The 20,789-nt window shown below is 63.6% G+C and carries 23 protein-coding genes, 1 other RNA gene and 1 riboswitch; of the genes, 18 read left to right on the top strand and 6 right to left on the bottom strand.

Translation table 11 applies throughout. The features are described 5' to 3' along the window. Window positions 1-18: 18 nt before the first annotated feature. From tolQ to ACFDR9_RS15830, 3 genes are all read right to left on the bottom strand, one after another. A complete protein-coding gene (tolQ, locus tag ACFDR9_RS15840; RefSeq protein ID WP_409031619.1) occupies window positions 19-708 on the bottom strand; it encodes a protein TolQ in 690 nt (229 codons plus the stop codon). Between the two features lie 55 nt (window positions 709-763). Continuing rightward, window positions 764-1,165, bottom strand: a complete 402-nt coding sequence (gene ybgC, locus ACFDR9_RS15835; RefSeq protein WP_051068289.1) for a tol-pal system-associated acyl-CoA thioesterase — start codon at window positions 1,163-1,165, stop codon at window positions 764-766. Between the two features lie 231 nt (window positions 1,166-1,396). Then, complete coding sequence (locus ACFDR9_RS15830; RefSeq protein WP_409031618.1) at window positions 1,397-2,143, bottom strand: SDR family oxidoreductase; 747 nt, start codon at window positions 2,141-2,143, stop codon at window positions 1,397-1,399. A 159-nt stretch (window positions 2,144-2,302) separates the two neighbouring features. After that, window positions 2,303-2,426, top strand: a riboswitch (ZMP/ZTP riboswitch). A 99-nt stretch (window positions 2,427-2,525) separates the two neighbouring features. Here ACFDR9_RS15830 and glyA point away from each other — a divergent pair. From glyA to nusB, 12 genes are all read left to right on the top strand, one after another. Next, window positions 2,526-3,770, top strand: a complete 1,245-nt coding sequence (gene glyA / locus ACFDR9_RS15825; protein ID WP_409031617.1) for a serine hydroxymethyltransferase — start codon at window positions 2,526-2,528, stop codon at window positions 3,768-3,770. A 114-nt stretch (window positions 3,771-3,884) separates the two neighbouring features. Beyond that, entirely contained in the window at window positions 3,885-4,355 is a 471-nt protein-coding gene (gene nrdR / locus ACFDR9_RS15820) for a transcriptional regulator NrdR (protein ID WP_026132892.1), read from the top strand. A 236-nt stretch (window positions 4,356-4,591) separates the two neighbouring features. Further along, a complete protein-coding gene (gene pilV, locus ACFDR9_RS15815; protein WP_409031616.1) occupies window positions 4,592-5,167 on the top strand; it encodes a type IV pilus modification protein PilV in 576 nt (191 codons plus the stop codon). Next, entirely contained in the window at window positions 5,164-6,141 is a 978-nt protein-coding gene (locus tag ACFDR9_RS15810) for a PilW family protein (protein WP_409031615.1), read from the top strand. The genes pilV and ACFDR9_RS15810 overlap by 4 nt, the downstream gene beginning before the upstream one ends. 48 nt (window positions 6,142-6,189) lie before the next feature. Further along, window positions 6,190-6,816: a pilus assembly protein PilX gene (locus tag ACFDR9_RS15805; RefSeq protein ID WP_409031614.1), complete on the top strand. Its 627-nt coding sequence runs from the start codon at window positions 6,190-6,192 to the stop codon at window positions 6,814-6,816. Further along, window positions 6,813-7,283, top strand: coding sequence for a type IV pilin protein (locus tag ACFDR9_RS15800; RefSeq protein WP_409031613.1), 471 nt, complete (start codon window positions 6,813-6,815; stop codon window positions 7,281-7,283). Before ACFDR9_RS15805 ends, ACFDR9_RS15800 begins: the two co-directional genes overlap by 4 nt. Next, window positions 7,280-7,837, top strand: coding sequence for a GspH/FimT family pseudopilin (locus tag ACFDR9_RS15795; RefSeq protein ID WP_409031612.1), 558 nt, complete (start codon window positions 7,280-7,282; stop codon window positions 7,835-7,837). The genes ACFDR9_RS15800 and ACFDR9_RS15795 overlap by 4 nt, the downstream gene beginning before the upstream one ends. A 108-nt stretch (window positions 7,838-7,945) precedes the next feature. Beyond that, entirely contained in the window at window positions 7,946-9,016 is a 1,071-nt protein-coding gene (gene ribD / locus ACFDR9_RS15790; RefSeq protein WP_409031627.1) for a bifunctional diaminohydroxyphosphoribosylaminopyrimidine deaminase/5-amino-6-(5-phosphoribosylamino)uracil reductase RibD, read from the top strand. A 12-nt stretch (window positions 9,017-9,028) separates the two neighbouring features. Further along, entirely contained in the window at window positions 9,029-9,655 is a 627-nt protein-coding gene (locus ACFDR9_RS15785; protein ID WP_409031611.1) for a riboflavin synthase, read from the top strand. Between the two features lie 195 nt (window positions 9,656-9,850). Beyond that, complete coding sequence (gene ribBA / locus ACFDR9_RS15780; RefSeq protein ID WP_409031610.1) at window positions 9,851-10,966, top strand: bifunctional 3,4-dihydroxy-2-butanone-4-phosphate synthase/GTP cyclohydrolase II; 1,116 nt, start codon at window positions 9,851-9,853, stop codon at window positions 10,964-10,966. 35 nt (window positions 10,967-11,001) lie between these two features. Beyond that, complete coding sequence (gene ribH, locus ACFDR9_RS15775; RefSeq protein WP_409031609.1) at window positions 11,002-11,487, top strand: 6,7-dimethyl-8-ribityllumazine synthase; 486 nt, start codon at window positions 11,002-11,004, stop codon at window positions 11,485-11,487. Window positions 11,488-11,574: 87 nt separating this feature from the next. Continuing rightward, a complete protein-coding gene (nusB, locus tag ACFDR9_RS15770) occupies window positions 11,575-12,045 on the top strand; it encodes a transcription antitermination factor NusB (RefSeq protein ID WP_026132888.1) in 471 nt (156 codons plus the stop codon). A 357-nt stretch (window positions 12,046-12,402) separates the two neighbouring features. Here nusB and ACFDR9_RS15765 read toward each other — a convergent pair whose 3' ends face one another. Next, window positions 12,403-13,002, bottom strand: a complete 600-nt coding sequence (locus ACFDR9_RS15765; RefSeq protein ID WP_409031608.1) for a recombinase family protein — start codon at window positions 13,000-13,002, stop codon at window positions 12,403-12,405. Window positions 13,003-13,194: 192 nt separating this feature from the next. Here ACFDR9_RS15765 and ACFDR9_RS15760 point away from each other — a divergent pair, with 192 nt between their 5' ends. The 3 genes from ACFDR9_RS15760 (at window position 13,195) to ACFDR9_RS15750 (ending at window position 15,425) form a co-directional block, all read left to right on the top strand. Continuing rightward, window positions 13,195-13,404 (top strand): hypothetical protein, encoded by a 210-nt coding sequence (locus ACFDR9_RS15760; protein WP_157406584.1) that lies wholly within the window; start codon window positions 13,195-13,197, stop codon window positions 13,402-13,404. Window positions 13,405-13,480: 76 nt separating this feature from the next. Continuing rightward, window positions 13,481-14,845 carry an IS1182 family transposase gene (locus ACFDR9_RS15755; RefSeq protein WP_409031607.1) on the top strand — a complete coding sequence of 455 codons (1,365 nt, stop codon included), beginning with the start codon at window positions 13,481-13,483 and terminating at the stop codon, window positions 14,843-14,845. A gap of 64 nt (window positions 14,846-14,909) precedes the next feature. Further along, window positions 14,910-15,425 (top strand): PIN domain-containing protein, encoded by a 516-nt coding sequence (locus tag ACFDR9_RS15750; protein ID WP_409031606.1) that lies wholly within the window; start codon window positions 14,910-14,912, stop codon window positions 15,423-15,425. A 184-nt stretch (window positions 15,426-15,609) separates the two neighbouring features. Here the strand turns inward: ACFDR9_RS15750 and ACFDR9_RS15745 are convergent, their stop codons facing one another. Beyond that, window positions 15,610-16,485: a transglycosylase SLT domain-containing protein gene (locus ACFDR9_RS15745; protein WP_409031626.1), complete on the bottom strand. Its 876-nt coding sequence runs from the start codon at window positions 16,483-16,485 to the stop codon at window positions 15,610-15,612. 515 nt (window positions 16,486-17,000) lie between these two features. On the opposite strand from ACFDR9_RS15745, the gene ubiD reads away from it, so the two are divergent. Together ubiD and ffs are read left to right on the top strand one after the other, a co-directional pair. Next, window positions 17,001-18,485 carry a 4-hydroxy-3-polyprenylbenzoate decarboxylase gene (gene ubiD / locus ACFDR9_RS15740; RefSeq protein ID WP_409031605.1) on the top strand — a complete coding sequence of 495 codons (1,485 nt, stop codon included), beginning with the start codon at window positions 17,001-17,003 and terminating at the stop codon, window positions 18,483-18,485. 71 nt (window positions 18,486-18,556) lie between these two features. Beyond that, window positions 18,557-18,655: signal recognition particle sRNA small type (gene ffs, locus ACFDR9_RS15735), an RNA gene on the top strand. A 74-nt stretch (window positions 18,656-18,729) separates the two neighbouring features. Here the strand turns inward: ffs and ACFDR9_RS15730 are convergent. Further along, window positions 18,730-19,395, bottom strand: coding sequence for a hypothetical protein (locus tag ACFDR9_RS15730; RefSeq protein ID WP_409031604.1), 666 nt, complete (start codon window positions 19,393-19,395; stop codon window positions 18,730-18,732). A 169-nt stretch (window positions 19,396-19,564) separates the two neighbouring features. Between ACFDR9_RS15730 and dnaX the strand changes: the two genes are divergently transcribed. Beyond that, window positions 19,565-20,789, top strand: a 1,225-nt coding sequence (gene dnaX, locus ACFDR9_RS15725) for a DNA polymerase III subunit gamma/tau (RefSeq protein ID WP_409031603.1), incomplete at its 3' end; no start/stop codon positions are given.

The following is a 20,789-nucleotide window of genomic DNA, read 5'->3' as shown; positions in this document are numbered from 1 at the left end:
CATCTGCTCGCCCCCGGCTTAGCGCGACTGGCGCTGCAAGATGTTGGAGAATTCCTCGACGAAGCTCTCGAAGCGGATCGCCAGGCGGTCGATGTCGTGGGCGAAGCGGTTGTAGGCGACGACGGCGGGAATGGCGGCGAACAGGCCGATGGCGGTGGCGATCAGCGCCTCGGCGATGCCGGGCGCGACCGCCGCCAGGGTGGCTTGCTGGACGTTGGCCAGGCCGCGGAAGGCGTTCATGATGCCCCAGACGGTACCGAGCAGGCCGATGTAGGGCGACACCGAGCCGACCGAGGCCAGGAAGGCCAGGTGCGATTCGAGCACGTCCATTTCGCGCTGGAAGGCGGCGCGCATGGCCCGGCGGGCGCCGTCGAGCACGGCGCCGACGTCGAGCGCCTCGCGGCTGGCGTAGGACGCCTTGCCCTTGATGAATTCGCCCATGCCGGCGTCGAAGATGCGCGCCAGCGCGCCGCTTTCGGTGCGGTTGCCGCTGGCGCTCTGGTGCAGCGCGTGCAGGTTGCCGCCGGCCCAGAAGCTGCGTTCGAACTCGACCGTCTGGCGGCGCGCCGCGCGCACCGCGAAGACCTTGCGGAAGATGTAGGTCCAGCTGGTCAGCGAAATGCCGAGCAGCAAGGCCATGATCAGCTGCACGATCAGGTGGGCGTTCGAGATCAGCGCGAGGAAGGACAGGTCTTGTGTTGCGTTCATTGGCGGGCTTCGGTTGGGTGGGTTCGTAGGGGCGGGCGGCGCGGGCCGGCGTCGCTCAGGTGGCCAGCATTTTGGCCGCCACGGCGGCCGGCACCGCGCGCGGGCGCAGCGCCGCGTCGACGCAGCCGACCTTGACGCGGGCGGTGTTGAGCAGGCGCTCGCCGCACCAGGCTTGCTGGACGAACACGATGGAGGCGCGCCCGAGTTTTTCTATGGCCAGCGTCAATTGTAGTACGTCATCGAGTTTGGCCGGCGCGTGATAGTCGGCGCTGACGCTTTTGACGACGAACATGGCGTCTTCCCGCTGCAGCAGGTCGTGCTGGCCGACGTCGATGGCGCGCAGCCATTCGGTGCGGGCGCGCTCGAAAAATTTCAGGTAGTTTGCGTAATACACAATACCACCGGCGTCCGTGTCTTCGTAATAGACGCGCACACTCCAGTTGAAGGTTGCGGGCATAGTTAATTTGTTATCATTAATGAGAGTGAGCAACATACTACGCGATTTGCGCCAGGCGTGGCGCGGTCGAGCGCCCAGCCGCGCCGTCCCGCGGCGGCGGCGGACGGCGCGCCCACAAGCTCGGCCACAGTAAAGCCGAGCCGTGGCGAAACGCCAAGCGCTGTAACAAACGCTTACGTTTCGATCATCAAAGTTGCACAAGTAAAACTTTGCGACGGTCCCGGCGGCGCCTTATTGGCGTTTGATCGAGAACGCCGAAAAGCCCTGGCAGGTCGGCATCAGCTCGATGTTGTTGACGTTGATGTGCGGCGGCAGGGTGGCGATCCAGTAGGCGGTGTCGGCGATGTCCTGCGCCGTCAACGGCGCGGTGCCTTCGTAGATCTTGGCGGCGGCGGCGTCGTCGCCCTTCATGCGCACGTTGGAAAACTCGGTGCCGCCGCACAGGCCGGGCGCGATGGTGGTGGCGCGCACGCCGCTGCCGGCCAGGTCGGCGCGCAGGTTCAGCGTGAACTGCTCGACGAAGGCCTTGGTGGCGCCGTAGACGTTGCCGCCCGGGTAGGGGTAGTGGCCGGCGATCGAGCCGAGGTTGATGACCAGGCCGGCGCCGCGCGCCACCATCGCCGGCAGCACTGCCCGCGTCATCGCCACCAGGCCGGTGCAGTTGGTGGCGATCATGGTTTCCCAGTCCTCCAGCGCGGCCTCGTGAGCCGGGCCGGTGCCCAGCGCCAGGCCGGCGTTGTTGATCAGCACGTCGATTTGGCGCCAGTCGGGCGGCAACGCCGCCAGCGCCGCGTGGATGGCCTGCTTGTCGCCGACGTCGAGCACCAGCGGCAGGGCGGCGCCGCCCAGCTCGTCGGCCAGCGCCTGTAGGCGGTCGGCGCGGCGGCCGCTGATAACGACCCGGTGGCCGCCCTTGACGAAGGTGCGCGCCATGGCGGCGCCGAAACCGGCGCTGGCGCCGGTGATGAAGACGATCATGATGATTCCTTAATGGAAGATAAAGGTGGGTGGGCTGGCAAAATTGTAGCCGAAACCGCGCCGCCGCCGGCGGCGCCGCCGCGGCGCGACCGCCTGTTGCAAGCTTTGCAGCGGTTTCCTTGCCCAAATCAAGCACTTACCTTACAATTTGGCTTCCATTACGTCTCACGTGACTGGCGAAAAGTCGGCACGATGGCCCCCGGGGGCCATCGCTGCATCGGCGAAAGGTGGGCATCCACCGGGAAACGTGAGATTTCATCCGCCGTTCGCCTGGGCAGCCCACGATGGCATTGCACGAAGAGGCTGCCTTTCCGTTAACACGGCTTCCCTCATTCGATCCAACATTGGCAGTACAGTCACTCTTATCGATTGGAGTTTTTACATGTTCGCAAAAGATCACAACCTCGCCAACGTCGACCCTGAATTGTGGGCCGTCATCCAGAAGGAAAACACCCGCCAGCACGACCATATCGAGTTGATCGCGTCGGAGAACTACACGTCGCCGGCCGTGATGGAGGCGCAAGGCTCCCAGCTGACGAACAAGTACGCCGAAGGGTATCCGGGCAAGCGCTATTACGGCGGTTGCGAATTCGTCGACGTCGCCGAGCAACTGGCGATCGACCGCGTCAAGAAACTCTTCGGCGCCGAATGCGCCAACGTGCAGCCGAACTCCGGCTCGCAGGCCAACCAGGGCGTGTTTTTCGCCATGTTGAAGCCGGGCGACCTGATCATGGGCATGTCGCTGGCCGAAGGCGGCCACCTGACCCACGGCATGCCGCTGAACATGTCCGGCAAGTGGTTCGACGTCGTCTCCTACGGCCTGACCGCCGAAGAGGACATCGACTACGAGGCGATGGAGCGCTTGGCGCACGAACGCAAGCCCAAGCTGATCATCGCCGGCGCCTCGGCGTTTTCGAAAAAAATCGACTTCGAGCGCTTCGCCAAGGTGGCCAAGGACGTCGGCGCGTATTTCATGGTCGACATGGCGCATTACGCCGGCCTGATCGCCGCCGGCCTGTACCCGAACCCGGTGCCGCACGCCGACTTCGTCACCTCGACCACGCATAAATCGCTGCGCGGCCCGCGCGGCGGCATCATCCTGATGAAGGCCGAGCACGAGAAAGCCATCAATTCGGCGATTTTCCCCGGCATCCAGGGTGGCCCGCTGATGCACGTGATCGCCGCCAAGGCGGTGGCGTTCAAGGAGGCGCTGAGCCCGGAATTCGTTGCCTACCAGACCCAAGTGGTGAAAAACGCCGACGCCCTGGCCAAGGCGCTGATCGCGCGCGGCCTGCGCATCGTTTCCGGCGGGACCGAATCGCACGTGATGCTGGTTGACCTGCGCGCCAAGAACCTGACCGGCAAGGAAGCCGAGGCGATTCTGGGCAGCGCCCACATCACCTGCAACAAGAACGGCATCCCGAACGACCCGCAAAAACCGTTCGTCACCTCGGGCATCCGCCTGGGCAGCCCGGCCATGACCACGCGCGGCTTCAACGAAGCCGACGCGATCCAGGTCGGCCACCTGATCGCCGACGTGCTCGACAATCCGCACGACGCCGCCACCATCGAGCGCGTCAAAGCGGCCGTCAAGGTGCTGGCCGACGCCCATCCGGTCTATGCCTGATCGTGCGGCAAGCTAGTTGTAGTTAGTATCAGTATCGCGGGCGCGCGCCATTCAACCGGCGCGCGCCCGTGTTCCATCTGTTGAAACAAGTTTCCTCACGCGTCATCTGCCTCCATGAAATGTCCCTTCTGTCATCACGACGAGACCCAGGTTCTCGATACGCGCGTATCGGAGGAGGGCGACGCGATCCGCCGGCGCCGCCGTTGCGCCAAGTGCGACAAGCGCTTTACCACCTACGAGCGGATTGAACTTGTGATGCCCGTCGTGGTCAAAAAAAATGGCAGCCGGACGGAATACGCCGCAGCCAAACTGCGCGGCAGCCTGATGCTGGCCTTGCGCAAACGCCCCGTCGCGGCAGCCGCCGTCGACACCGCGATCGCGTCGATCGAAGAGAAGTTGCTCACCAGCGGACAGCGCGAAGTCGATTCCGGCTATATCGGCGAACTGGTGATGCAGGAATTGAAGGCGCTCGACAAGATCGCCTATATCCGTTTTGCGTCGGTGTACAAGAACTTCGAGGACCTGGCCGAGTTTCAGCAAGCCATCGCCGAAGTCGGCCACGAACGCAAGCCGCGCAAGTCCTGAGGCTGGCGCGGGCGGCGCAGCGCCGCGCCTCCGTTGCCGCCCCGTCGCAATCATTCCCGCCACCAAGTTGTTCTTTTTTGCAATCCTGTTTGTCAATCTTCCCCCAGTCATTTCCCGTCGATGGCCGCGTTTGTGCGCGGCGCTTGCGTATTGTCACGCCCCCGGCCGGGTGCGCTGCTAACGTGTAATTGCGCACCCGGCGGCGGTGCGGCCCTTTCAGCGAGGCGGAGGCAGCCATGCAAGCAGGCAAGAGCGTGGGCTTTACGATGATCGAAGTGCTGGTCGCGGTGTTGGTGCTGGCGCTTGGCGTGGTCGGCGGCAGCGCCATGCAACTAAGCGCGTTGCGTACCCGGCACCAGTCGGCGTTGCTGTCGAACGCGCTGCAACTGGGCGCCGGCATGGCCGAGCGAATGCGCGCCAACGCCGTGCTGATGCGCCAGCCCGACGCCGAGAACCCCTATCTAAACCTGCGCTACGACGTGCTGGCCGAAGGCGCGCCGGCGGCGCCGGCGCAATGGTGCTTTGCGGCGCAGTCGTGCAGCGGCGCGCAACTGGCCGCCGCCGACATCTACGAGCTGAAGCGGCAAATACGCCTGGCGCTGCCCGGCGGCCGGCTGGTGATTTGCCGCGACGCGCGCCGCTGGAACGCCGCGCGCGAGGGCGCCAGCTGGGACTGCGACGGCGCCGCCGGGGCGCCCGTCGTCATCAAGCTCGGCTGGCGCGGCAAACATCCCGACGGCCGGCCGCTGCAGCGCGACGCCGGCCGGGAGGCGCCGGCCGTCGCGCTGGTACTGGCGGGAACGGCGCCATGAGCCGGCGCGGCGCGGCGGCGCCGACGCGGGCGCGCGGCTTTGGCGTGGTTGAGCTGCTGGTGGCGTTGGCGCTGGGCGCGTTGCTGGCGTTGACCGCCAGCGTCGTGTTGCTGGCCTCCAGCGCCAGTTACCTGAACCAGGTCGAGGCGGCGCGCCTGAACGACAGCGCCCGCTACGCGCTCGACATCATCGGCCGGGCGGTGCGCCAGACCATCTTCGCCAACGGCGTCGGCGCCGGCGCCGACGCGCCGGCCGGCGCCCGCCCCGCGGACAGCGCCAGCGTCGGCGGCCTCGACGCGCGCAGCGTCAGCCGCGGCAGCGACGGCATCGAGGCGCCGCTGGCCGGCGCCGTCAACGGCAGCGACGTGCTGTCGCTGCGCTATTTCGGCGCCGGCTCGGGCAGCGGCGGCGATGGCTCGGTGATCAATTGCGCCGGCTTCGGCGTCGGCGCGGCCGATTCCGAGGCCGAGCGCGGCTGGAGCATTTTCTATGTCGCCACCGACGCCGGCGGCGAGGCCGAGTTGCGCTGTAAATACCGCGGCGAAAGCAGCTGGGGCGCCGACGCCATCGTGCGCGGCGTCGACACCTTCCAGGTCCTGTACGGGATCGACACCGACGAGCCGGCCGACGGCGCGGTCAACCAGTACGTCAACGCCAGCACAATCGACGCCCTGGACGCGGCGCTGGCGCTGGACGGCGCCGACGCCGCCGCAAAGGAACGCGACAAGAACGCCCGGACCCGCTGGAAGCGCGTGGTCAGCATCCAGATTGCATTGCTGCTGCACGGCGCGCGCGGTTCCGGGCCGCGGGGCGGGACGGCGCAATTCGACTTGTTTGGCAAGGCCTACGCCGACGCCTACGGCGGCGCCGACGCCGGCGTGCGCATCGACGAGGCCCGCCTGCCGCCGGCGCAGCGCGGACGGGCGCGGCGCGTCCTGGTGACGACGATCACGCTACGCAACCGGCCGGCCTAGGCCATGGCGGCGACGGTACGCGGGCGTGCAAGGGGCGGCGAGGACGGCATGGTGCTGTTGCTGGCGCTGTGCGTGCTGGTCGCGGTGATGTTGATGGGCGTCTCGGCGGCGCAATTGGCCTTGCAGGGCGAGAAGGCGGCGCGCGGCGAGCGCGACCGGTTGACCGCCCTACAGGCGGCGGAGGAGGCATTGATGGACGCGGAAAACGACATTGAGGGGGCGGGCGGGGCATCCGCTCGCGGCGCCATGTTCGCACCCGGCAGCGCGCAGGGCTTTGCCGCCGGTTGCGCCAGCGCCGCGGCCGGCGCCGGGCACGGCCTGTGCCTGCGCCCGGCCGAGGGCGAGACGCCGCTGTGGCAGAGCGTCGATTTCGACGACGACGCGGCGACGGCGCGTTCGGTGCCGTACGGGAAATTCACCGGCGCGCAGATGGTGGCCGGCGAGGGCTTGCTACCGTTCCGGCGACCGCGCTACATCATCGAATTGCTGCCCGATCCCCGGCAAGCGCAGGGCGGCGCGCCGCCTCCCCGCTATATTTACCGGGTCACGGCGGTCGGCTTCGGCGCGCGCGCCGGCCGCGAGGTGCTACAGCGTTTTCACCGCAAGTATGAACCGCCCGCCGGCGAGCCGGGGGATGGGTCCGGGGATGGCGACGGCGATGGGGGCGGGCAATGAGGCGCCCGCCGCGGCCGGTTCGCGCGGCCGGCGTGAGCTTGTTGGAACTGCTCGCCGTCCTGGTGATCGTTGGCGTGCTGGCGGCGCTGACCTATCCAACGTTCCAGCACCACGTCGTCAAGGCGAAGCGGGCCGAAGCGCAGGCGGCGCTGATGCAACTGATGCAGCAGCAGGAGCGCTATTACTCCCAAAACAACAGCTATCTGACGTTTTCGTCGGCCTCGACCGATCCGGATGAAAAATTGTTCAAATGGTGGTCGGGCCAGGGCGCGGCGGTGGCGAGCGCCTACGAAATCCGCGCCACCGCCTGCGTCGACGACACCATTGCGCAATGCGTGAAACTGGACGCCGTGCCCGGCACCGACAAGGTGGACGCCCGTTTCGCCGACGCCGCCTGCCAAACGCTGACGCTGACCAGCACGGGCGACAAAAGCGCGTCGGGTCCGTCGCCGCGTTGCTGGCCATGAGGGGCGGCGAGTACCGCGGCGCCACCTTGGCCGAATTGATGGTGGTGCTGGCGATCGCCACCGTGTTGCTGGCGGCGGGCATGCCGTCGATGCACGACATGATCGCGCGCCAGCGGCTGCGCACGACGGTCGCAGACCTGTTCGCGGCCATCGACCTGACCCGCTCCGAGGCGAGCGCGCGCGGCGGCCGCGTCATGTTGGCGCCGCTCGACTCCATGGGCCGCGACTGGCGGCGCGGCTGGGCCGTGTTCGTCGACAAAAACGGCAGTAAGAACCTGGACCGGGGCGACGAACTGATCTTGCGGCATGGACCGGTCGCGGCCGGCATAATGATCAGCGCGGGGTTTTCATCGCCCCAGCCGCCCTTATATATTGCATATAATGCTGATGGACGGAGTTGCAGCGCTGGCAACAGCATGACCGCGCGCTGGGGCAGCCTGTCGGTGGTGCTGGGCGCGCGCACGCGCAACATTAAAATTAATATGTTGGGACGGGTGCGGGTCTGCGATCCCGACGTCGAGCGGGACACCTGCGCCGGCGTGGCCGGGCACTGACGTTGGGGGGCGTTAAGCCAGGCGGCTTCGACGTTGCGATATTCAAAACCCTTTAGCCATCAATACATATATAAGACACTCGTGCAAATACTCAACGATTTAGACGGCATGCAGCTTGCGCTGGAATGGGCCGCCAAGGGGCTTTACGCCACCTCGCCGAATCCGCGCATCGGCTGCGTGATCGTCAAGGACGGCCTGGTGATCGGCGCCGGCGTTACCCAGCCGGCCGGCCAGGCCCACGCCGAAGTGCAGGCGCTGGCCGACGCCGCCGCGCGCGGCCACGACGTGCGCGGCGCCACCGCCTACGTCACGCTGGAACCCTGCAACCACCACGGCCGCACGCCGCCATGCTCGGACGCGCTGGTGCGCGCCGGCTTGGGCCGCGTGGTCGCCGCGATGACCGACCCCAACCCGCTGGTGGCGGGGCAGGGCTTGGCCAAGCTGGCAGCGGCCGGCATCGCCGTCAGCACCGGCATGCTGGCCGAGCAGGCGTATGAGTTGAACATCGGCTTCTTTTCGCGCATGCGGCGCGGCCGGCCGTGGGTGCGGCTGAAGGCGGCGGCCAGCCTGGACGGCATGACGGCGCTGCACAACGGCCGCAGCCAATGGATTACCGGAGCGGCGGCGCGCGCCGACGGCCACGCTTGGCGCGCGCGCACCTGCGCGATCCTGACCGGCATCGGCACCGTCAAGGCCGACAATCCGCAATTGACGGTGCGCGCGGTCGATACACCGCGCCAGCCGCGCCGCATCGTCGTCGACAGCCGCCTGGAAATCGATGCGGCGGCGCGCGTGCTCGACGGCGGCGGCACCTGGATCGTCGCGGCTGTGGCCGACCCGGCAAAGCAGGCATCGCTGCACGCCGCCGGCAACGAGGTGATCCTGCTGCCGAACGCCGCCGGCAAAGTCGACTTGGCGCAGTTGATGGACGAGTTGGGCCGGCGCCAGATCAACGAATTGCACGTCGAAGCCGGCTCCAAGCTGAACGGCTCGCTGATCCGCGCGGGCTGCGTCGACGAATTGCTGGTGTACCTGGCGCCGTGCCTGATCGGCGACGCCCAGGGCATGTTTGCGCTGCCGGCCCTGACCGAGCTGGATCGCAAGCAACAGTTGAAATTTCACGAAGTCAAGCAAGTCGGCGACGATTTGCGTATCCTTGCCCGCTTTAACCCACTTTAAGATTGGTATCGCATGTTTACAGGAATTGTTGCCGCCGTTGGAAAAATTAGCTCGGTGCAGCCGCTCGACGGCGGCCTGGACGCGGGCGTGCGCCTGCACATCGACGCCGGCGGCCTGCCGCTGGCCGACGTCGCGCTGGGCGACTCGATCGCCATCAACGGCGCCTGCATGACCGTGGTCGAGAAGGACGCCACCAGCTTTGTCGTCGACGTCTCGCGCGAAAGCCTGAACTGCACCGTCGGCCTGGACACCACCACCGAGGTCAACCTCGAAAAAGCCCTGACCCTGGCCGAGCGCCTGGGCGGCCACCTGGTGTCCGGCCACGTCGACGGCCTGGGCCTGGTGCACAAGTTCGAGGCGGTCGGCGAATCGTGGGAATTGGTCATCGAAGCGCCGCGGGAGCTGGCGAAGTTCCTGGCCTTTAAAGGCTCGGTGGTCGTCAACGGCGTCTCGTTGACGGTGAACCGGGTCGAGGACCTGGGCGCCGGCGCGGCGCGGGGCTGCCGTTTTTCGATCAACTTGATTCCGCACACCATCGCCATGACGACGCTGAAAAACCTCGGCGTCGGCTCGAAGGTGAATCTGGAAATCGACCTGATCGCCCGCTATGTCGAGCGTATGCTGTCGCTCGGCAGGTAAGAGGGCGTGCCCCGGCGGCCGTGCGCCATGGGCCGGGCGCGGCGGCCGATTCCGGCGCCGGCGGCGCCAACCGAGCGTTAATTCCAGTTTGGATGCGTTAAATCCTTTAAAATAGCAGGTTATAGAAAAATCGCGAAAATTCGAGAAGCACTCGACGGACTTCGCTTCAAGCGGTTTCGTAACCAAGGATTAAAAATGTCAATTTCCAGCACCGAAGAAATCGTCGCCGAACTGCGCGCCGGCCGCATGGTTATTCTGGTCGATGAAGAGGATCGGGAAAACGAGGGCGACCTGGTGCTCGCCGCCGATTTCGTCACGCCCGAGGCGATCAATTTCATGATCAAGCACGCGCGCGGCCTGGTCTGCCTGACGCTGACCGAAGAGCGCTGCGACAAGCTCAACCTGTCGATGATGACGTCGCGCAACGGCACCGCCTACGGCACCAATTTCACGGTGTCGATCGAAGCGGCCGAGGGCGTTACCACCGGCATCTCGGCGGCCGACCGCGCCAAGACCATCCAGGTGGCCGTGGCCAAGGACACCCAGCCGAGCGACATCGTGCAGCCCGGCCATATTTTCCCGCTGAAAGCGCAAAAGGGCGGCGTGCTGATGCGCGCCGGCCACACCGAAGCCGGTTGCGACCTGACGGCGATGGCCGGCCTGACGCCGGCCTCGGTGATCTGCGAGATCATGAAGGACGACGGTACCATGGCGCGCCTGCCGGACTTGCTGGAGTTTGCTGAACAGCACAATTTGAAAATCGGCACCATTGCCGACCTGATCCATTACCGCAACCAAAACGAGTCCCTGGTCGACCGCATTGCCGAGCGGCCGATCCAGACCGCGCACGGCGAGTTCCGCCTGATCGCCTTCCGCGACAAGCCGAGCGGCTCGGCCCATCTGGCGCTGGTGCACGGCGACCTGGCCCCCGGCCTGGAAGCGCTGGTGCGCGTGCACGAGCCGGTGTCGGTGCTCGACCTGCTGGAAACCGAGGCCACCACCCATTCGTGGAACGTGTCGGCGTCGCTGGCGGCGATCAAGGCTTCCGAGCGCGGCGTGATGGTGTTGCTCAACTGCGGGGAATCGGCCAACGAGCTGTTCGCCCAGTTCGCCGCCCTCGACACGCCGGAAGTGAAACCGAAGGGCCGCGCGGCCAGTATGGACCTGCGCAGCTATGGTATCGGCGCGCAAATCCTGCGGGACTTGGGCGTGGGCAAGATGCAGCTGCTGGCCAGTCCGCGCAAAATGCCGTCGATGACGGGTTTCGATCTGGAAGTGGTGGGTTTTCAAGCCAAGCCGAACGGACAATAAGACAGTATCTATTCCAAATATAGAAGAGGTTTGACATGGCAGTAGGAACATACGAAACAAATTTCGCCGGCGACGGCTTGCGCGTGGGCATTGTCCAGGCGCGCTTTAACGAAGTCGTCGGCCACGGCCTGTTGTCGGCCTGCCTGGCCGAATTGAGCAAGCTGGGCGTGGCCGACGAGGACGTGTTGCACGTCACCGTGCCGGGTGCGCTGGAAATTCCGCTGGTGCTGCAGAAAATGGCTGAAACCCAGCAGTTCGACGCCTTGATCGCGCTGGGCGCGATCATCCGCGGCGAGACCTACCATTTCGAACTGGTGTCGAACGAGTCGGGCGCGGGCATTACCCGGGTCGGCCTGGATTTCGGCATCCCGATCGCCAACGCGGTGTTGACGACGGAAAACGACGAGCAAGCCGAAGTGCGCATGCTGGTCAAGGGCGCGGAAGCGGCGCGCGTCGCCGTGGAAATGGCGAATCTGGCGCAAGCGCTGGAAGAGTTGCAGGAAGCCGGCGAAGAAGAGTAAGCGAGCAATGCGGCGCGGACCGTGCGCGGTTCGCCCGCAGGCCGGATTTGTAGTGAACACAGTAATTAAGAACAGGTAAGAAACATCATGACAGAGAAAACTTTGCTCGCCAACCCCAGCAAGAACCGCACGCCGCGTCACCGCGCGCGCGAGTTTGCGTTGCAGGGTTTGTATCAGTGGCTGCTTAACAATGAAGACGCCGCCACCGTCGTGAACAACATTCGCGCCGCCCACGGCTTCGACAAGGCCGACGGCGACCATTTCAGCGTGCTGTTGTACGGCACCATCAAGGACTCGGTCGCCCTGCGCGACAGCGTCGCGCCGCTGATCGACCGCAAACTCACCGAATTGTCGCCGATCGAGCACGGCATCCTGCTGATCGGCGCGTTCGAGCTGAAGAACAACACGGAAATTCCTTACCGCGTCGTCATCAACGAAGCGGTCGAGCTGGCCAAGTCTTTCGGCGGTATCGACGGCCACAAGTACGTCAATGGCGTGCTCGACAAGTTGGCGGCGCAGTTCCGCGCCGACGAAGTCGCGGGCAATAAACGCGGCTAAGACGCCGGGCGGCCAACTGGCCGGCCCAAGCAAGCGGCAAAAAGCCGCCGCGGGAGCGATCCCGCGGCGGCTTTTTTCATGGCGCAGTTTCGTGGCGTCGGCGTTGGGATAGGTAAAACTAAGTGCGCACCCCTGGGCCAGGCCCTAGTGCCGCTCAGTTAAGATTCCGTAGGTCGGAGTAGCGGACCGCGTCATCCGACGCCGCGCCGCTGCCGACGCCAGTCGGGATACGCCGTTCCGGCTCACCCGACCTACGAAAATTCTTAACTGAGCGGCATTAAGGTCAGACTGCGGCGCTTTGCTTTTGCTTGGTTTCAGCGCTGCCGGTGTCGTTTTTAGAAGGCGACTGCTCGAATGTCAGGAGTTGGTTGCACCGACCGAAACATGTCTGGCCCTTACCCGCATGATGGACTGGCGCGTCGTGCCAAAATCACGTGCTACCTTGGCGACCGACTCACCGGCCGCGAGTCGGACCATTGCATCGACTTGCTGAACTTTCGTCAGCGCTGACGGACGACCCAAAACCTTTCCTTCGGCCCGTGCGCGAGCGATACCGGCCTGGGTACGCTCGATCAATAGGTCGCGTTCGAATTCAGCAACCGCGCTAAGCACGCTCATGGTCATCTTGCCCGCAGCGCTTGTCAGATCCACACCGCCGAGTGCTAAACAATGCACACGAACAGAATCCGCCGCCAGCTGCTCTACCGTGGCACGCACATCCATGGCGTTGCGGCCCAACCTGTCTAGCTTGGTAACGATCAGCACATCGCCAGGCTCCAGGCGGTCAAGCAACCGGGCGAACTGTGGGCGCTTAGCGGCAGCGACGCTCCCACTGATGCTCTCGCACACGATCCAGCGTTTGTTGACGGTAAAGCCAGCGGACTCGATCTCGTGAATCTGGTTGTCCGTGTTCTGATCAATCGTGCTGACCCTTGCATAAATGAAAGTGCGAGACATATGGCAAAAATCCGTACGAAATGGGGGTCCTAATTGTAAGGCATGTCCGATACCGTATGTGCCTATTTTTAGTACATCCAAATCCAACCTGTACGTAACCGATCATTTTCGTACATATCGCCAATGCTGGGGAGACAACGGGCTAGTGGATGCGCTACACTTACATTAACATTCACAAAATGGAGGTGCGCTATGGCAACCCTGAAACACTCACTTGGTGATCATCATGTTCTTGATACTACTGCGACGACCGAATCGGTTGTAGAAGATACGATCGAAGCACGCCGAGCACGTCGCATGGCTGCGCTCAAGAAGGTTGCTGGTATCTGGTCGCGCCGTCCAGACATCCCAGCGGACGGATTGGAATACCAGCGGGAACTGAGGTCTGAATGGCGGGCCTAGCAGCCTGTCGGACTTGTTGCCCTGAAGTTGCATGAACATGAGAAAATATTGACTGTTCAGGCAACGGATCTTTACCATGTCCCGCTTCATCACTAACGACCGCCACACAGCCTATCTGATGCCGCCTTCGCTGGAGGACTGGCTGAACGAAGATCATCTGGCGCGCTTCGTTGTCGAAGTGATCGATCAACTGGATTTGTCGAATCTGACGCGGCAATATGCAGGACGCGGGTCGAGGGCCCACCACCCGGCGACGCTGTTGGGAATTCTGGTTTATGGATACGCCACTGGCGTATTTTCGAGCCGAAAACTTGAACGCGCGACCTACGACTCGGTCGCGTTCCGCTACATTGCAGCCGGCAGCCATCCCGACCATGACACGCTGGCCACGTTCCGGCGGCGCTTTCTTGCCGAGGTAGTGGGCGTGTTCATGCAGGTGCTCGAGCTGGCCAAGGAAATGCATTTGCTCAAATTGGGCACGATTAGCCTGGACGGCACCAAGATCCATGCCAACGCCTCGCGCCACAGCGCCCTGTCGCACGGTCACATCGAAAAATTGGAAGTGCAGCTCAAGGCGGAAGTGCAGGAACTGCTGGCCCTGGCCGAACAGGCCGACCAAGTTGACGTTCCTGACGGCGTCAGCCTGCCCGAGGAAATCAGGCGGCGCGAAGACCGCTTGGCGGTGATGGACGACGCCAAGCGCAAGATCGCCGCGCGCGCCGAAGAGCGCTTTCAGCGCGAGAAGGCAGACTACGAAGAGAAGATGGCGCGCCGCGCGGCCAAGGAAAAAGAAGCCGGTAAGAAGCTGGGAGGCAAGCCACCCAAGGCGCCCGAGCCGGGACCGAAAGCGAGCGACCAGATCAATCTGACGGACGAGGAGTCGCGCATCATGCCAGTCTCGGGCGGCGGTTTCGAACAATGCTACAACACGCAAGCCGCAGCCGACGTCGCCACGATGCTGGTCATTGCAACGCGCGTGACGCAGGCGCCCAACGACAAGGAACAAGTGGTCCCGATGCTGGAGCTCGTGGAGGCGCAGTCGGCGGTCGTGGGCATGCCGAAATGCCTGCTCGCCGACACAGGATACTGCAGTGAAAGAAACATCGTCGCCTGCGCGGATGCGAATGTGACGCCTCTGATCGCCGTGGCGCGCGACCAGCACCATCCAGACTGGCGCGAACGCCACAGCGAACCGGCGCCACTGGCCGCTGACGCCGGCGTCGTACAGACCATGGCGCACACGCTCAAAACCAAGGCCGGGCGTGCACAGTACGCACTGCGCAAGCAAACCATCGAACCAGTCTTTGGCATCATCAAATCGGTGATGGGATTCCGTCAGTTCTCGCTGCGCGGTTTGGAGTTGGTATACGGCGAATGGAGCTTGGTTTGTTTGGCGTGGAATTTGAAACGAATGGCAGCACTACGTCCAAAATTTGGATAAATAGGGAAATTGCCCGGCAAACCCTCAAAAACCTTCAAAAATCGCCGCACTCTGCCTATTTTTTGTGCAAATCAAGAATCCGGCGCCAGTGCGTCGGCTCAAGTCCGACAGGCTGCTAGTTCTTTTTGACACCAATATCCTGATCGACTGGAGCAAAGGCTACGCGGAAGCGCTAACTGAATTGGCACACTGGGACAATCCAGCCATCAGCGTGATCACCTGGATGGAATTGTATGGTGGAGCTGATGTGACTGACGTGCCGCGTTTCGACGAATTCATGGCGGACTTCGGGTTCGAGATCATCGAGATCGACCCCGAAATCATGCAGGCCGCAGCAGCCATCATGTCCGAGCGCCGCCGTCTAGGGCCGAAAATCGGATTGCCAGACGCAATCATTCAGGCAACAGCCGATGTCAAGAAGCTGACTATTATCACGCGCAATACGAAGGACTTCAGGGGGCAGGACGTACGTGTCCCATACGAGCTTAAGACGACGTCAACCGTCAGCGTAGTGAACATCAACCCTCCTGGCGAAACGCCAATACCTCCACGCGTAGGTCGCCTTACGCACATCAAATAGATAGCAGCGCACGAAGTGCTTCGGCAGCAGCTAGTAAGCCGTGGCTGGTCATCAGCGCTGTGCAATTAGCTCCTGAAAATCTGTGCAGTCGCCTTCTGAAAATGACAGCCGGCCCGCAACGAAAAAAGCGGGCGGTCCGCGAGGACCGTCCGCCTTGTTGGCGTGTATATATATAGGGGACGCTTTACAGGCCCGCCAAGTCGTCTTGCTGCAGCAGCGCGGTGGTGGCTTTGTCGACGCTCGGGGCCGCTGGCGAGGCGGCCGGCGCGGCGGCGACCATCACGGGCGACGATGTGGTCGGCACTTTTTTACCGGTCGAGACTTGCTTGAGGCGGTTGTACTCGGCCAGTACGCGCGAGCCGTAGCCGTCGTCGGTGGCAAAGGCTGCCGCGCCGACATAGGTTTTCAGGCCAGCTTCCACCGAGCCGCCGCGGGTCACGTAGTCTTTTAGGATCAGCGAGCCGACACGGATGTTGGCCACCGGATTGAGCGCCGCCTGCACGCCGCCCATTTCCTCGAACTTGGCGTGGTGGATCTTCGACATCACCTGCATCAAGCCTTGCGCGCCGACCGGGCTTTCGGCGAACGGGTTCAGGCCCGATTCAATCGCCATCACGGCCAGGATCAGCAGCGGGTCGAGTTTGATCTCGCGCGCCGTCAGGTAGGCGGTGGAAACGAGCATGTTGGCGGCGTCGCCGGCCACGCGGTAGCGCTTGGAGAGCCAGGAGGTGACGAATTGCTGCTGCTTCTTGGTGCCGAGCAGGGCTTTCTCTTCGGCCGTCAGCGGTGCCGTGGCGGCGCCCGGGGCGCTGGCCGCAATCGCCGGCGCTTCCATCAAGTCCGACAGCGCCGGCGCCGCGACGACCAGGGCCGTTTCGACGGCCGGTTCGGCAAACAGGCTTTTGCTCATTTCTTTGGCCAAGTCGGGCCGGGCCAGTAGCAGGGCCACCAGTGCCACTGCGGAAATGCCAAGGATGGTCAAGGTGTGTTGCGCGGTGGCCAGCAGGCCGCGTGCCGATACGCGCGCGGTGGACAGCCACAAACGTGGTTGGCGCGCCATCTTTGAAGCATGCATAGATGCTTCGGTGAAACGATTAGTCATTAGAATTCCCCTGAAATGTCGCGAAAAAGGGTCCCCGCGCCGCGTGTAACCGCAGCGTAGCTGGCCAGTGCCGTGCATCAGAAATAGCATCGTCTGTCGCCGCGGTGGTGCGCGCGAAAGACGCCGTCATTGCTTGCCTGAGCTGGTCGTTCCCTGTGGTATAGGACCAGTCGCAATACAACTTTTTTCGGGGGCAAGGCAGACGCCTTTTGAAAACACTCCTTAAAATGCCATGTGGAGCCCCGACTCCGTGAATGAATGAGTGACGTACAATCGGGTCCGCAGACCGGTGTCCTCTTCAAGTAGGGCAAATTGTAGAAGCCAGTTTATATCAAGTCAATACTAACACTTTCATTCTTTATTACTTTTATGTCTTACTTTTTTGCTTGCATTGCTCAGAAACCCAATAAAATCAATTACTTGGCATAGATATTGAAGCGACAACGCCTTCCATCAAAAAAAATTAAAAACACATGAAATATTCAGATTTGCGAGATTTTATTTCCCAACTGCAACGAATGGGTGAACTTAAGCCTATTTTGGCGCCGGTTTCCCCTTTTTTAGAGATGACCGAGGTTTGCGACCGCACTTTGCGCGCCGGCGGGCCGGCTTTGCTGTTCCAGCGGCCGCTTGGGCATAGCATGCCGGTGCTGGGTAATTTATTCGGCACGCCGCGCCGGGTGGCGCTGGGCATGGGCGCCGAGGACGTCGGCGAGTTACGCAATATCGGCCATGTGCTGGCGCGCCTGAAGGAGCCGGAGCCGCCGAAGGGCTTCAAGGACTTGCTGGGGCTGGGTTCGCTGGTCAAGGCGGTCTGGGATATGTCGCCGAAGGAAGTGCGCGGCGCGCCCTGCCACGAGGTGGTGTGGGAAGGCAACGACGTCGACCTGGCCAAGCTGCCGATCCAACATTGCTGGCCGGGCGACGTGGCGCCGCTGATCACCTGGGGCCTGACCATTACCAAGGGGCCGAACAAGAAGCGGCAGAACCTGGGCATCTACCGCCAGCAGGTGTTGGGGCGCAACAAGGTCATCATGCGCTGGCTGGCGCACCGCGGTGGCGCGCTCGACTTCCGCGAGCACGCGCTGCAAAACAAGGGGCAGCCGTATCCGGTCGCCGTGGCGCTGGGGGCCGACCCGGCCACCATCCTGGGCGCGGTGACGCCGGTGCCGGACAGCCTGTCCGAATACCAGTTCGCCGGCTTGCTGCGCGGCAGCCGCACCGAGCTGACCAAGGCGATCGGCAGCGACCTGCGCGTGCCGGCCTCGGCCGAGATCGTGCTGGAGGGCCACATCTACCCGGACGAGAGCCATCCGTCCGGCTACGAACACGCGCTGGAGGGGCCGTACGGCGACCATACCGGCTATTACAATGAGCAGGATGCGTTTCCGGTGTTTACCATCGACCGCATTACGATGCGCCGCGACCCGATCTACCATTCGACCTATACCGGCAAGCCGCCCGACGAGCCGGCCGTGCTGGGCCTGGCGCTCAACGAGGTGTTTGTGCCGTTGCTGCAAAAGCAGTTCAGCGAAATCACCGATTTCTACCTGCCGCCGGAAGGTTGCAGCTACCGCATGGCGGTGGTACAGATCAAGAAGCAGTACGCCGGCCACGCCAAGCGCGTAATGTTCGGCGTGTGGAGCTTCCTGCGCCAGTTCATGTATACCAAGTTCATTGTCGTCGTCGACGAGGACGTCAACATCCGCGACTGGAAAGAGGTGATCTGGGCCATCACGACGCGCGTCGATCCGAGCCGCGACACCACGCTGGTCGACAACACGCCGATCGACTATCTGGACTTCGCCTCGCCGGTGAGCGGGCTGGGCAGCAAGATGGGCATCGACGCGACCAACAAGTGGCCGGGTGAAACCAGCCGCGAGTGGGGCACGACGATTGCGATGACGCCGGCCGTGAAGGCGCGCGTCGACAGCATTTGGCAGGAGCTGGGGCTGTAGGGGGGAGGTGGGGCGCACGGTGTTGTTCGCGGCGCCCCACGAAAACCCAAAGCTCGGTTATAATTGCACCCGGCGGGCCCCTGCGCATTGTGGCATGGCTAACCTGGTCAGGTCGGGAACGAAGCAGCCACGGCTATTACCCATAAGTGCCGCAGATCAGGCTCGCCTCTTTTGATCTCTCAAATCTTGCTCCGGCAAGCATGCAATACTCTGTCGGCACCTCTGTTTCGCCCCCCCTCTATTTTTACTCGGTATCCAGTTCAGCCGCGCCTGGCCGCTCCGACACCAGCATCAGCGGATCTTCTTGCAGCAGCGCCAGCTCCGGCGCCAGCCTGATCTGGTTCTTCGCGTCGCTGTTATAGAGTTTGGCGCCGCTCTTTCCCTGTATCGTCAACTGGGCGGGCTTGGGGAATTGCAGTACCACCGTTTTGATCGTTGGCACCAGTAGGCTCAACAAGCCCGCGTGCGTTTTGATCAGCTCGTTGCTCTGGGCGACGCTGCCCATCAGCCTGCTATAACGCCATTGCCGCCCGTCCGGCACCAGCGCATCCATGCCGAAGCCGACGCCGACTTTTTCCGACGTCGGCAGATTGGTCCAAATTTTCGCGTCCTCCTTGATCCAGGCCGCGTTCGGCACCAGAAACAGTTTGCCCTCCGGCGTGATGGGTAGCACCTGCTTGCCGGCCGAGTGCGCCACGGTCAGCACCACGTCGGATGGCTTGATGCCCTTGTTCTTCGGCGTCAACATGGCATACAGGGTGACCTTGTCGCGCCCGCCGATGGGGGAGGCGTAGAACTTGTCGAGCTTGAGTTTGTCGATCAGTTTCGCGTACGCAATCCATTCGCGGTCCTCGGCGAAGGCGCTGGCGTGTAGCAGGCAGAACAATGGTACCAGGAGTATTTTCTTCATTTTCTTGGAATGTTAAGGAAAAAACAAAGTGTAGCGGAGACCTCTGCTTTCCCCAAATTGCGGCACACCTTGTTACAATTCGCTCTTTGCAGCCGCTACCACCAGGGCTCCTGCGCGCGGCCAGCGCAGGATTAACCGCTCCATCCGCTATCTACGGTAAAATCCCAGCATGTCCTATCAAGTCCTCGCCCGTAAATACCGCCCCAAAAATTTCGAAACGCTCGTCGGCCAGGAACACGTCGTGCGCGCCTTGACGCACGCGCTGCATAGCGGACGCCTGCACCACGCCTATTTGTTCACCGGCACGCGCGGGGTCGGCAAGACCACCCTGTCGCGCATCCTGGCCAAATCGCTCAATTGCATCGGCCCGGACGGCAACGGCGGCATCACCGCCCAGCCCTGCGGCGTGTGCGAAGCCTGCACCGCGATCGACGCCGGCCGCTTCGTTGACTATATAGAGATGGACGCGGCGTCGAACCGCGGCGTCGATGAAATGGCGCAGTTGCTGGAACAGGCCGTGTACGCGCCGTCCAACGCCCGTTTCAAGGTGTATATGATCGATGAGGTGCACATGCTCACCAATCACGCCTTCAATTCGATGCTGAAGACGCTGGAGGAGCCGCCCGAGCACGTCAAGTTCATCCTGGCCACCACCGATCCGCAAAAGATTCCGGTGACGGTGCTGTCGCGCTGCCTCCAGTTCAACTTGAAGCAAATGCCGCCCGGCCACATCATCAGCCACCTCGACAACATTCTGGGGCAGGAGGGCATCGCCTTCGAACAGCCGGCGCTACGCCTGCTGGCCCAGGGCGCGCACGGTTCGATGCGCGACGCGCTGTCGCTGACCGACCAGGCGATCGCCTACGCCGCCGGCGAAGTGACGCTGGACGCGGTGCAGGGCATGCTGGGCGCGCTCGACCAGACTTTCCTGATCCGCCTGCTCGACGCGCTGGCGCGCCAGGACGGCACCGACTTGCTGGCCGTGGCCGACGAAATGGCCACCCGCAGCCTGTCGTACAACGGCGCCCTGCAAGACCTGGGCACCTTGTTGCACCGGATCGCGCTGGCGCAAACCGTGCCGGCGGCGTTGCCGGCCGACTTGCCCGAGTACGCCGACATCGTGCGTCTGGCCGCCGCCTTCGACGCCGAGGAAGTGCAACTGTATTACCAGATCGCCGTGCATGGCCGCAATGAATTGGGCCTGGCGCCCGACGAGTACGCCGGTTTTTCGATGACCCTGCTGCGCATGCTGGCCTTCCGGCCGGGCATGGGCGGCGCCGAGGGCTTGCCGGCGACGCCGGCCGCCACGCGGCCTATGGGTAATCCGGCTGGCGCGGCGCGCGCCGCCGTCGCCGCCGCGCCCGCGAGGGCGGCGTCGAACGCCGTCGCCAGCC

The sequence above is a fragment of the Janthinobacterium sp. CG_23.3 genome (assembly GCF_046115965.1).
In the GTDB taxonomy this organism is placed as follows: domain Bacteria; phylum Pseudomonadota; class Gammaproteobacteria; order Burkholderiales; family Burkholderiaceae_D; genus Janthinobacterium.
The sequence above is the reverse complement of the archived record's forward strand: the minus strand, read 5'-3'. Positions and strand labels throughout refer to the sequence as shown.

What these genes read in the sequence shown, in the direction of transcription:
- tolQ (WP_409031619.1), bottom strand. Translation starts at nt 708, where the DNA reads ATGAACGCAACACAAGACCTGTCCTTCCTCGCGCTGATCTCGAACGCC.
- ybgC (WP_051068289.1), bottom strand. Translation starts at nt 1,165, where the DNA reads ATGCCCGCAACCTTCAACTGGAGTGTGCGCGTCTATTACGAAGACACG.
- ACFDR9_RS15830 (WP_409031618.1), bottom strand. Translation starts at nt 2,143, where the DNA reads ATGATCGTCTTCATCACCGGCGCCAGCGCCGGTTTCGGCGCCGCCATG.
- glyA (WP_409031617.1), top strand. Translation starts at nt 2,526, where the DNA reads ATGTTCGCAAAAGATCACAACCTCGCCAACGTCGACCCTGAATTGTGG.
- nrdR (WP_026132892.1), top strand. Translation starts at nt 3,885, where the DNA reads ATGAAATGTCCCTTCTGTCATCACGACGAGACCCAGGTTCTCGATACG.
- pilV (WP_409031616.1), top strand. Translation starts at nt 4,592, where the DNA reads ATGCAAGCAGGCAAGAGCGTGGGCTTTACGATGATCGAAGTGCTGGTC.
- ACFDR9_RS15810 (WP_409031615.1), top strand. Translation starts at nt 5,164, where the DNA reads ATGAGCCGGCGCGGCGCGGCGGCGCCGACGCGGGCGCGCGGCTTTGGC.
- ACFDR9_RS15805 (WP_409031614.1), top strand. Translation starts at nt 6,190, where the DNA reads ATGGTGCTGTTGCTGGCGCTGTGCGTGCTGGTCGCGGTGATGTTGATG.
- ACFDR9_RS15800 (WP_409031613.1), top strand. Translation starts at nt 6,813, where the DNA reads ATGAGGCGCCCGCCGCGGCCGGTTCGCGCGGCCGGCGTGAGCTTGTTG.
- ACFDR9_RS15795 (WP_409031612.1), top strand. Translation starts at nt 7,280, where the DNA reads ATGAGGGGCGGCGAGTACCGCGGCGCCACCTTGGCCGAATTGATGGTG.
- ribD (WP_409031627.1), top strand. Translation starts at nt 7,946, where the DNA reads ATGCAGCTTGCGCTGGAATGGGCCGCCAAGGGGCTTTACGCCACCTCG.
- ACFDR9_RS15785 (WP_409031611.1), top strand. Translation starts at nt 9,029, where the DNA reads ATGTTTACAGGAATTGTTGCCGCCGTTGGAAAAATTAGCTCGGTGCAG.
- ribBA (WP_409031610.1), top strand. Translation starts at nt 9,851, where the DNA reads ATGTCAATTTCCAGCACCGAAGAAATCGTCGCCGAACTGCGCGCCGGC.
- ribH (WP_409031609.1), top strand. Translation starts at nt 11,002, where the DNA reads ATGGCAGTAGGAACATACGAAACAAATTTCGCCGGCGACGGCTTGCGC.
- nusB (WP_026132888.1), top strand. Translation starts at nt 11,575, where the DNA reads ATGACAGAGAAAACTTTGCTCGCCAACCCCAGCAAGAACCGCACGCCG.
- ACFDR9_RS15765 (WP_409031608.1), bottom strand. Translation starts at nt 13,002, where the DNA reads ATGTCTCGCACTTTCATTTATGCAAGGGTCAGCACGATTGATCAGAAC.
- ACFDR9_RS15760 (WP_157406584.1), top strand. Translation starts at nt 13,195, where the DNA reads ATGGCAACCCTGAAACACTCACTTGGTGATCATCATGTTCTTGATACT.
- ACFDR9_RS15755 (WP_409031607.1), top strand. Translation starts at nt 13,481, where the DNA reads ATGTCCCGCTTCATCACTAACGACCGCCACACAGCCTATCTGATGCCG.
- ACFDR9_RS15745 (WP_409031626.1), bottom strand. Translation starts at nt 16,485, where the DNA reads ATGGCGCGCCAACCACGTTTGTGGCTGTCCACCGCGCGCGTATCGGCA.
- ubiD (WP_409031605.1), top strand. Translation starts at nt 17,001, where the DNA reads ATGAAATATTCAGATTTGCGAGATTTTATTTCCCAACTGCAACGAATG.
- ACFDR9_RS15730 (WP_409031604.1), bottom strand. Translation starts at nt 19,395, where the DNA reads ATGAAGAAAATACTCCTGGTACCATTGTTCTGCCTGCTACACGCCAGC.